The organism is Frankia nepalensis (genome assembly GCF_016786325.1).
Classification (GTDB): Bacteria; Actinomycetota; Actinomycetes; order Frankiales; family Frankiaceae; genus Pseudofrankia; species Pseudofrankia nepalensis.
Map to the genome: position 1 here is coordinate 1 of NZ_JADWYU010000060.1, position 9,177 is coordinate 9,177.

Annotated in this window: 7 protein-coding genes; 3 read left to right on the forward strand and 4 right to left on the reverse strand. The window is 75.0% G+C overall.

The features are described 5' to 3' along the window. Nucleotides 1-376: 376 nt before the first annotated feature. From I6A81_RS02695 to I6A81_RS44660, 3 genes are all read right to left on the reverse strand, one after another. Nucleotides 377-1,204 (reverse strand): SDR family NAD(P)-dependent oxidoreductase, encoded by an 828-nt coding sequence (locus I6A81_RS02695; RefSeq protein ID WP_203006920.1) that lies wholly within the window; start codon nucleotides 1,202-1,204, stop codon nucleotides 377-379. Nucleotides 1,205-1,277: 73 nt separating this feature from the next. Continuing rightward, entirely contained in the window at nucleotides 1,278-2,465 is a 1,188-nt protein-coding gene (locus tag I6A81_RS02700) for a thiolase family protein (RefSeq protein WP_203006925.1), read from the reverse strand. A 5-nt stretch (nucleotides 2,466-2,470) separates the two neighbouring features. After that, on the reverse strand, nucleotides 2,471-2,944 hold the full coding sequence (locus I6A81_RS44660; protein ID WP_203006921.1) for a Zn-ribbon domain-containing OB-fold protein: 474 nt from the start codon (nucleotides 2,942-2,944) through the stop codon (nucleotides 2,471-2,473). 226 nt (nucleotides 2,945-3,170) lie between these two features. Between I6A81_RS44660 and I6A81_RS02710 the strand changes: the two genes are divergently transcribed. Further along, nucleotides 3,171-4,172: an LLM class flavin-dependent oxidoreductase gene (locus I6A81_RS02710; protein WP_203006922.1), complete on the forward strand. Its 1,002-nt coding sequence runs from the start codon at nucleotides 3,171-3,173 to the stop codon at nucleotides 4,170-4,172. Further along, the gene (locus I6A81_RS02715; RefSeq protein ID WP_203006923.1) at nucleotides 4,169-6,538 is read left to right on the forward strand and encodes a CoA transferase; all 2,370 of its coding nucleotides are present in this window, start codon (nucleotides 4,169-4,171) and stop codon (nucleotides 6,536-6,538) included. Before I6A81_RS02710 ends, I6A81_RS02715 begins: the two co-directional genes overlap by 4 nt. 69 nt (nucleotides 6,539-6,607) lie before the next feature. On the opposite strand, the gene I6A81_RS02720 is transcribed toward I6A81_RS02715, so the two are convergent. Beyond that, nucleotides 6,608-7,246 (reverse strand): Rieske (2Fe-2S) protein, encoded by a 639-nt coding sequence (locus I6A81_RS02720; protein ID WP_238430766.1) that lies wholly within the window; start codon nucleotides 7,244-7,246, stop codon nucleotides 6,608-6,610. Nucleotides 7,247-7,496: 250 nt separating this feature from the next. Here I6A81_RS02720 and I6A81_RS02725 point away from each other — a divergent pair, with 250 nt between their 5' ends. Further along, the gene (locus I6A81_RS02725) at nucleotides 7,497-9,137 is read left to right on the forward strand and encodes an N-acyl-D-amino-acid deacylase family protein (protein ID WP_203006924.1); all 1,641 of its coding nucleotides are present in this window, start codon (nucleotides 7,497-7,499) and stop codon (nucleotides 9,135-9,137) included. Nucleotides 9,138-9,177: the final 40 nt, after the last annotated feature.

The window sequence follows — 9,177 nt, forward strand, 5'->3', positions numbered from 1 at the left end:
GGACGGGCCTCCGCGGAGGCGCGCCTCCGCGCCAGCTCAGTCGCGTAACACCGCAACGTCACGAATCAACCGCTCCCCGCGGGGAGGCCACTTCGCTCCGCTCGTGGCGGGGCTCCGCGGACGCCCGGCCCCGAGCGAAGCGACGTGGATCCCCATGGAGTAGAGCCCGGCACGGAACGCGCAGGACCACGCAACCGAGCTGGCGCGCAGGCGCGCCTCCGCGGAGGCCCTCCTTGCGAGCGAAGCGAGGCAAGGAGGGCCGCAGCGGAGGTCGCCGGAGCGCACGTTCGCGGAGGAGGACGGCGCGCGGAGGTGTCGTGGGAGCGAAGCGAGCACGGCGCCGGAGCGCGCCGCCCGGACGGAGCGAACCAGAAACTCAGTCGGGGATGGCGCGCAGGCGTCTGGCCATCGCCAGCGGGGTGACGGTCAGGACCCCGGAGTCGACCGGCAGGGTGACGCCCGTGACCCAGCGGGCGTCGTCGCTGGCCAGGAAGGCGACCGCGGCGGCGACGTCCCAGCCGGTGCCCTCCGTGCCGAGCAGGCCGGCCTCCTTGCGCAGCGTGTCGACGTACTCCGACGACTGGCCGGGGATCGAGAGCACCATGGGCGTGACGATGTGGCCGGGGGCGATCGCGTTGACCCGGACGCCCTCGCGGCCGTGCGCGTAGGCCATCTCGACGGTCATCGCGAGCATGGCGCCCTTGGCGGCCGAGTAGGCGATCGTGCCATCGCCACGCAGGCCGGAGATCGACGAGATGTTGACGATCGAGCCCGCGCCCTGCGCCGCCATGACCGGGATCGAGTACTTGCATGCCAGGAACATCGTGCGCAGGTTGATGTCCAGCGCCCGGTCCCAGGCCTCCTCGGTGATGTCGACGACCGTGCCGACCGACGCGAGCCCGATGTTGTTGACGAGGATGTCGACGGTCCCGAACGCGTCGACGGCGGCCTTGACCATCGCCTCACAGGCGGCGGCCTTGGTGCAGTCGCCGGCGAACACCTCGGCCTTGCCGCCCTCGGCCTCGATCACCTTCCTGGTTTCCTCGGCCCGCTCCGCGTACAGGTCGACGAGCAGCACGCTCGCCCCCTCGCGCGCGAGCACCACCGCGCTCGCCTTGCCCGTGCCGACACCGGGGCCGGGCGTGGAGCCCGCTCCGGTCACGATCGCCACCTTGCCCTCGACCCTGCCCGCCCGGCCGCTCATCGTCACCGTTCCTCTCTAGGTAGGTGCGCTAGGTAGGTCGCTCGCCGCGCTGGCGCGGCCAGCGGAACGTCAGTCAGCGCGGCCAGCTGGTCAGCAGGGCCGCGCCCGCCTCGTAGCCGCCGACGCTGGTGACCGCCGCGACCCGGGCACCGGCCACCTGCCGGTCGCCCGCCTCGCCGCGCAGCTGGCGGACCGCCTCGGCGGTGTGGCCGAACGCGGCGTGCAGCCGGCCCCCGGAGAGCTGGCCGCCCCACGTGTTCAGCGGCAGCTCGCCGCCGAGGGAGATCCGCTTGCCGCCCTCGACGAACGCCCCCGCCTCCCCCGGCCCGCAGAAGCCCATCGCCTCCAACCACCAGACGGCCTCGATGGTGAAGCCGTCGTAGATCTCGGCGACGTCCACGTCGGCGGGACGCAGGTCGGTGCGGGCCCACATCGCGGCCGCGGTGGCGTAGCCGACCCGGCCCATGTCCTCCCACTGCTCCCAGCTCGGCCGGCCGTCGACGACGCCGGCCATCGCCTCGACGCCGACCGGCGCCCGCAGGTCGGCGGCGGTCTCAGCGGCGGACACGACGATCGCGGTCGCGCCGTCGGCCGGCACGTCACAGTCGTAGAGGCAGATCGGCGACGAGATCATCCGGGACGCCAGGTAGTCGTCGACGGTCAGCGGCGAGCGGTAGACCGCGTCGGGGTTGAGGGCGGCGTGCGCCCGCTGGGTGACCGGGATCCAGGCCAGCTGCTCGCGGGTGACGCCGTACTCGTGCATGTACCGCGTCGTGTACGGGGCGAGCTGGCAGACCGGGGAGAGCGCGCCGACGGGCAGCAGCCAGGCCAGCGGCCCCTCGGCGGCCGAGTTCGTCGACCCGTAGGCCGGCCGGCCGCCCGCGTTGCGGGCCGCGCTGCCCTCCTTGACCGTGCGCCAGACGACGACGTGCCGGGCCTGGCCGGTGGCGACCGCCATCGCGGGGCCGTAGAACGGCAGGCACATGCCCTCGATGATCCCCTGCCGCCAGGTGGTGGTGACCCGCAGCGCGTCCTGGATCTCGTACAGGTTGCCGTTGGCGTAGCCGGGCAGGTTGGCCTTGCCGCCGCCCGGGAACATCGCGAGCCCGTCGATGTCGTCGACCGTGAGGCCCGCGTCGGCGACGGCCGCGAGGATCGCGTCGATGGTCAGCTGGAAGCCGGACCGGTCGAGCTGCCGCCCGATCGCCGACTGGCCGACGCCGGAGATGACCACCCGCCGCTCGAACAGGTCGGTGCCCATGCCGGTCACGCCGCTCTCTCGGCGCCGGCGGCGCCCTCGGCGGGGACGGCGCTCTCGGCGGCGACGGCGATGAAGCTGGGGACGGCGTAGCCGCCCGGCCCGGGCTCGAAACCGACCTCGACCGCCATCCCGATCCGCGCCTCCTGGGGCGGGCAGCCGCGCAGCCGGCCGAACACCCGTACTCCCGGATGGCCCGCGAACTCGACCAGGACGAGGGCGTACGGAACCTCGAGGCCGGGCATCCAGCGCTGGTAGTTGACCGTGAAGCTGTAGACGTGGCCCGGGCCGGTGATCTCGACGTGCTCGACGTCGCGGCCCCGGCAGGCGCGGCACATCCCGTACGGCGGGAACGACTCGGCCTCGCATCGGACGCAGCGCTCGACCAGCAGCCGCCCCGCCGCGGCCGCCTCCCAGAAGGGGGCGGTCTCCTCGGTGACGGCCGGCGGTATGCCGACGGGGGCGGTCGGGGTCGCGGTCACGGGTCCCTCTCGAGCTGGTGGCGGGCAGGACTTGCGGAGTGTACGCTCACTTCGCAATCTAGCGCCACGAGGCCGGACGCGCACCGGTGTCCCCGCCGGATCGGCGACAGGATTCCCGCCGGATCGGCGATCCGGGACGTCCGGGCACAGCCCGCCGCGAGGCATCGTCTCGGTGGGCCCGGCGGCCACGGCCGCCGGCGCCAGCCCGTCGCGAAGGAGTCCCCGGTTGCCTGATCGCATCGTCCTCGGCGCCGCCGCGCTCCCCGAGCCCGAGCGGAACTGGCTCGCGGCCGTGGAGCGGCTCCCCATCGAGTCCGTCTGGCAGGGCGGGCACATCCTGCCCCCGACCGGGACCGGCGAAGCCATCACCCGGTTGGCGCTGATGACCGCCTGGACCGAGCGCGTCCGGGTCGGCACCGCGATCCTGCTGCTCCCGCTGTACCCACCGGTGATCGTGGCCAAGCAGCTCGCCGACCTGGACGCAAGGTCCGGGGGGCGGGTGACCGTCGGGGTCGGCGTCGGCGGCGAGTTCCGGCACGAGTTCGACTCCGTCGGCGTCCCCGTCGCCGAGCGCGGCGGGCGCACCGACGAGGCGATGGCGCTGCTGCGCGGGCTCTGGAGCGGCGAGCCGGTCACCCACCACGGCAAGTACTTCGACGTCGACGACATCACGCTGCGCCCGGTCACGCCGCCGCCCGGAGATCCTTCGCCGGCCGGCGGTCGGCCCGGCGGCCCGCCTCTGGTGGTCTCGGGCCGCAAGGAACCGGCGATGCGCCGGGCGGCCAGGCTCGGGAACGGCTGGCTGCCGTACCTGGTCTCGCCGAGCGCCTACGCCCGCTCGGTCGCGACCATCCAGACCGAGGCGGCCGCCGCCGGGCGCGACCTCGCCGAGACCGGCTTCGAGTGGATGATGTACGTCTACTGCTCGATCCGCCGCGACGGCGACCGGGCCCGCGACGACGTCGTGTCGTTCCTCGGCGGCGCCTACGGCGACAAGCCCGCGGCGATGCTCGACAAGGTCGCCCCGTCGGGCACGCCCGAGCAGGTGGCGGCCCGGCTCCAGGAGTACGTCGACGCGGGCGTGCGGCACTTCGTCATCTCGCCGGCGGCACACGAGGACACCCTGGAGGTGGTCACCCTCGCCGCCGAGGAGGTCCTCCCCCGCCTCACGTTGCCCGCCACCGCGGCGCCGGGGGCGGTGCCGGCGGCATCGAGGGCGTCGTCATGACCACGGCCGGGCCGCTCACGGGCCTGCGGGTGGTCGAGGTCGCGGTCGGGACCAGCGAGCTCGGTCTCGGGCTCGCCGGCGGCGTTCCCGGGATGCTGTTAGCCGATCTCGGCGCCGAGGTGGTCCGGGTCGTCGGCGCCGCCGGGATCGGCATCGACGCCGACGTGCCCTGGGGCCAGGCCTGGCACCGGGACAAGCGGGTCGTCGCGACCGACGAAGCCGAGCCGGCGCGCGCGCTGCTCGCCGAGGCCGACGCGGCGCTCGTCTACGGCGCCGAGGCGCTGGTGGAGGGCCGCGGGCTCGGCTACCAGGACCTGGTCGGCGTCAACCCCCGCCTGGTCTACGCCCGCTGCCGGCCCAGCCGGACGGCGACCGGCCTCGTCGAGGACTACGGGCTGCTCGTCGAGGCGCGCGCCGGCTTCTGCTCCCAGCTCGCCGGCCACCGTGACGGGCCGATCTTCGTCGACGTCCGGGCCACCGGCATCGGGACCGCCGGGCTGCTCACCGCGTCGGTGCTCGCGCTGCTGCGCCGCCGGGCCGTCCGGGGCGTCGGCGGCTGGGCCGAGACGTCCCTCTACGACGGGATGCTCGCCACCCTCGGGTGCATGATCGGGCGCTCCGAGCGCGCGAAGCCCGAGGTCGAGGGCTACTGGGAGCTCGGCTCGACGTTCCCGAACTTCCTCTACCGCTGCGCCGACGACGAGCTGATCCAGGTCTGGTTCGGCGGCAAGGGCATGTACGCCAAGCTCATCGAGGTCCTGGGCGACGAGCCGAGCGCCGAGGGCTACTACACCGACCAGGCCACCGGGAAGCTGCAGGACAGGGCCCAGCGCTGGCGCGCCCCGTTCGCCCTGCTGCCCCGCGACGTCTGGATCGAGCGGCTGCGCCGCGCCGGCGTCGCCTGCGAGCCGGTACTCGGCCCGGGCGAGGCCCTGCGCGACCCGCACCTGACCGAGATCGGCCTCGCCGTCGCCCGGGACCGGGACGTCATGCTCGGCTCGCCGATCACGGTGGGCCCACTGCCGGAGCCGGCCGCGCCACCCGGCACGCAGGCGGAGACCTGGGTGCCCCCGGACGTGCCGGCCGTCGACGCCGACGGCGCGGCGGCGCCGCTGCGCGGTGTGCGGGTCGCCGACTTCTCCGCGTTCGTCGCCGGGCCGCTGGCCGCCCAGGTGCTCGCCGACCTCGGCGCCGACGTCATCAAGGTCGAGCCGCCCGAGGGCGAGGCCATGCGGGCGGCGGCCTACGCCGTCGCCGCCTGCCAGCGCGGCAAGCGCAGCATCGCGATCGACATCACCGCCCCCGAGGCCCGCCCCGTCGTCGAGCGGCTGATCCGGTGGGCCGACGTCGTGCTGCACAACTTCCGGGTCGGGGTCGCCGAGCGGCTCGGCATCGGCGCCGCCGACGTCGCCCGGATCAACCCGACCGCGGTCTACTGCCACGCCAGCGCCTTCGGCCCCACCGGCCCGCGGGCGCGGCAACCGGGCAACGACGCGCTCATGCAGGCCGTCACCGGCCTCGAGCAGTCCATCGGCGGCGAGGGCAACGAACCGATCGCGGCGACCTGGATCCCGCTCGACGTGACCGGCGGCTGGGTGGCGGCGAACGCGATCCTCGCCGGCCTGTACGCCCGGGACGCCCCGACGCCCGGGCAGACCCCCCAGCGGACTTCGCGGGTCGTCGACCCGGCCGGTACCCCGGGCGCTGGCCGGGAGGTCGCGAGCAGCCTGCTCGGCGCCGGGATGCTGCTGCAGAGCGGCTCGTTCCTGCGCGACGGCGCGCTCGTGGCAGGTCCCACCCTCGACGCGGCGCAGACCGGTTACGGCCCCGGGTACCGGCTCTACCAGGCCGGTGACGGCGAGTGGTTCGCGCTGGTGGTGCCGGACGAGCAGGCCTGGACGCGGCTGCGCGGGCTGCTGGCGGGCGGCGAGCCCCCTGCCGGGGGTCGGCTCGCGACGTACGCCCCGCTGCGCGGTGGCGCCCGGGACGAGGCGGCCCGCGCGGCCGAGGCGCTGCTGGAGAAGGCCTTCGCGGCCGGCCCCGCGACCGGGTGGGTGGCGCGCCTGCGGTCCGTGGGCCTGCTCGCCGAGCTCGCGCGCCCGGCGAGCCGCGACGAGTTCCGGCGCGCCATCCTCGACGACCCGGTCAACCGCCAGCTCGGCCGGGTGGCGGCCTACGAGGTCGCCGAGTGGGGCCACTTCGAGCAGATCGGCCCACTCCCCCGCTACGGCCAGCCCACCACCGAGGGGCCGGCGCTGGCGCTGCCCGGCATCGGCGAGCACAGCGCGGCCATCCTCGCCGGCCTTGGCTTCTCCGCCGACGAGGTCGACGCCCTGCTCGCCAGCAAGGTCGTCCGCCAGCCGTAGCCGCCGGCCGGAACCGCCCCGCGGCCGGCGGGCCGGCGCCGGCGGCCGGCAGCGGGGCCGGGAACCGGGTCAGGGCCGGTAGACGACGCCGTCCTGGACGACCACCCGCACGCCGGGCAGCGCCCGCTGGGCAGGCCCGGCGACGACGGCGCCGGACGCCGCGTCGAACCGGCTCCCGTGGCAGGGGCAGTTGATCGTGCCGCCGGAGACGTCGCCGACCGTGCAGCCCTGGTGGGTGCAGGTCGCGGAGAAGCCGCGCACCGTGCCGCCCGCGTTGGTCAGCACGACACCCTGGCGGATGACGCCGCCGCCGGAGGGGACCTCGCTGACGCTGGCGAGCCGCGTGCCGGCCGGCGGGGGCGGCGGCGGTGCCTGCGTCGCCGGCGGCTGCTGGGGTGGTGGCTGCTGCTGCGGAGGCTGCTGGGGCTGCTGCCGCGGGGGCTGCTGCGGGGGCTGGGTGGCCCCGCCGCCCTGGGGCGCCTCGGTGGTTGGCGCGGCGGTCGGCGAGGTAGCGGTCGGCGAGGGGGTGGACGGGGCCGTCGTCGTCGGGGCCGCCGAGGAGGGCGACGTGGCCGCGGCGGTGGGCGCGGCGCCGTCGTCGCCGCAGCCGGCCAGGATGGTGACGCCGCCGACGAAGGCCAGCGCCGGGACGGCCCGCCGGGTGAATGCCGATGGCCCGGCTGGTGCCTGGGCGGGTTCCTGCGTCATGTCGGTCCTTCCTGGAGGGCTCCCGGACGGGGGACGTCGAGGCTCAGGCACACGCCCAGTCGCCGCCGGGCCCGTCGCCAGGAGCGCCGCCGGCAGGCGTGGGCGGAATTACTTTCCCATACAACTATCTGGCGCCCATCGGCGGGGCGGGGCGCGCGCCGCCCGGCCATCACCGGACGGTCGATAAGTGAGCGAGTGTTTGCTAATTTGTTGGGTGATTTGGCTCGCCGCATGACCGATCGGAGCGTTGATGGACCTGCTGCTGCGCAACGCCACACTGATCGACGGGACCGGCGGGCCGGCGCGTCCCGCCGACGTCGCCGTGGCCGGCGACCGGATCGCCGCCGTCGGGGCACCGGGCGAGCTCACGCCCACGGCCGACACCGAGGTGGTGGACCTGGGCGGGCTCGTGCTCGCGCCCGGCTTCGTCGACGTCCACACCCACTACGACGCCCAGATCCTGTGGGACGGCGACCTCACCCCGTCGAGCTGGCACGGGGTCACCAGCGTCGTCATGGGCAACTGCGGCTTCGGCGTCGCCCCGACCCGCCCGGAGCACCGCGACCTGATCGTCCGCCTCCTGGAGAACGTCGAGGGCATGTCGATGGAGGCGCTCAACGCCGGCATCGACTGGTGCTTCGAGACGTTCCCCGAGTACCTGGCCGCGCTGGACGCCCGGTCCAAGCGCCTCAACGTCGGCGCCTTCATCGGCCACTCCCCGCTGCGCCTGTTCGTCACCGGCGGCGAGGAACGCCCGGCGACCGAGGACGAGCTCGCCACGATGCGCGCACTCGTGCGCGAGGCGCTCGACGCCGGCGCGATCGGGTTCTCCACCTCCCGCCAGCCCGCCCATTCCGGCGCGTACGGCCGGCCCGTGCCGAGCCGGTTCGCCGAGGTGGACGAGGTCTACCAGCTGGCGGAGGTCCTCGGCGAGGCCGGCAAGGGCGTGCTCGCCGTCTCGATCGGTCCCGGCCTGTTCGTCGACCAGTTCTCCGAGATCGCCACCCGTTACGGCATCCCTGTCACCTGGACGGCGCTGGTCACCCGGGCGGAGAAGCCCGGCTCCGCGCTGCGCACCGTCGAACGCGGCGCGAAGCTGCCGGGCGAGGTCTACCCGCAGATCGCCTGCCGGCCCATCGTCATGCAGACCACCATGGACGACCCGACCCCACTGGCCGCCGTGGACGAGTGGAAAGAGGTCCTCGCGCTGCCGCGGGAGCGGCGGGGAGACCTGTACCGGGACGCGTCCTGGCGGGACCGGGCGCGGCCGGCGACGCTCGAGGCCTGGAACCACCGCTGGCACAAGATCGACGTCGAGGAGACCGAGACCCACGGCGACCTCGTCGGCATCCCGCTGGACCGGCTGGCCAGCGAGCGAGGCACCACGCCGTTCGACCTGATGCTCGACCTGGCGCTGTCCGACACCGGCACGACCCGCTTCCGCGTCGTGCTGGAGAACGACGGCGACAGCGAGCTCGCCGACCTGCTGGCCGACAGGCGGACCCTGCTCGGCCTCTCGGACGCGGGCGCGCACGCGAGCCAGCTCTGCGACGCCTGCTACTCCACCCACCTGCTCGGCCACTGGGTTCGCGAGCGCAAGGCCCTCTCGCTGGAGGAGGCGGTCTGGAAGCTCACCGGCCAGCCGCGCCAGGCGTTCCGCCTCGCGGAGCGAGGCCTCGTCCAGCCCGGCTTCTACGCCGACCTGGTCGTGTTCGATCCCGACACCGTCGGCACCACCGCGGTCGAGCGGGTCCACGACCAGCCCAGCGGCGCGGACCGCCTCGTCGTGCGCAGCACCGGCGTCGAGCACACCTGGGTCAACGGCGTCGCCACCCGCTTCGCCGGCGAGGACCTCCCCGACGCCACCCCCGGCCGCCTCCTGCGAGCCTGACGACCGCTGGCCTGACGACGACGGGGCCGGTTGACGAAAT

What these genes read in the sequence shown, in the direction of transcription:
- I6A81_RS02695 (WP_203006920.1), bottom strand. Translation starts at nt 1,204, where the DNA reads ATGAGCGGCCGGGCGGGCAGGGTCGAGGGCAAGGTGGCGATCGTGACC.
- I6A81_RS02700 (WP_203006925.1), bottom strand. Translation starts at nt 2,465, where the DNA reads ATGGGCACCGACCTGTTCGAGCGGCGGGTGGTCATCTCCGGCGTCGGC.
- I6A81_RS02715 (WP_203006923.1), top strand. Translation starts at nt 4,169, where the DNA reads ATGACCACGGCCGGGCCGCTCACGGGCCTGCGGGTGGTCGAGGTCGCG.
- I6A81_RS02720 (WP_238430766.1), bottom strand. Translation starts at nt 7,246, where the DNA reads ATGACGCAGGAACCCGCCCAGGCACCAGCCGGGCCATCGGCATTCACC.
- I6A81_RS02725 (WP_203006924.1), top strand. Translation starts at nt 7,497, where the DNA reads ATGGACCTGCTGCTGCGCAACGCCACACTGATCGACGGGACCGGCGGG.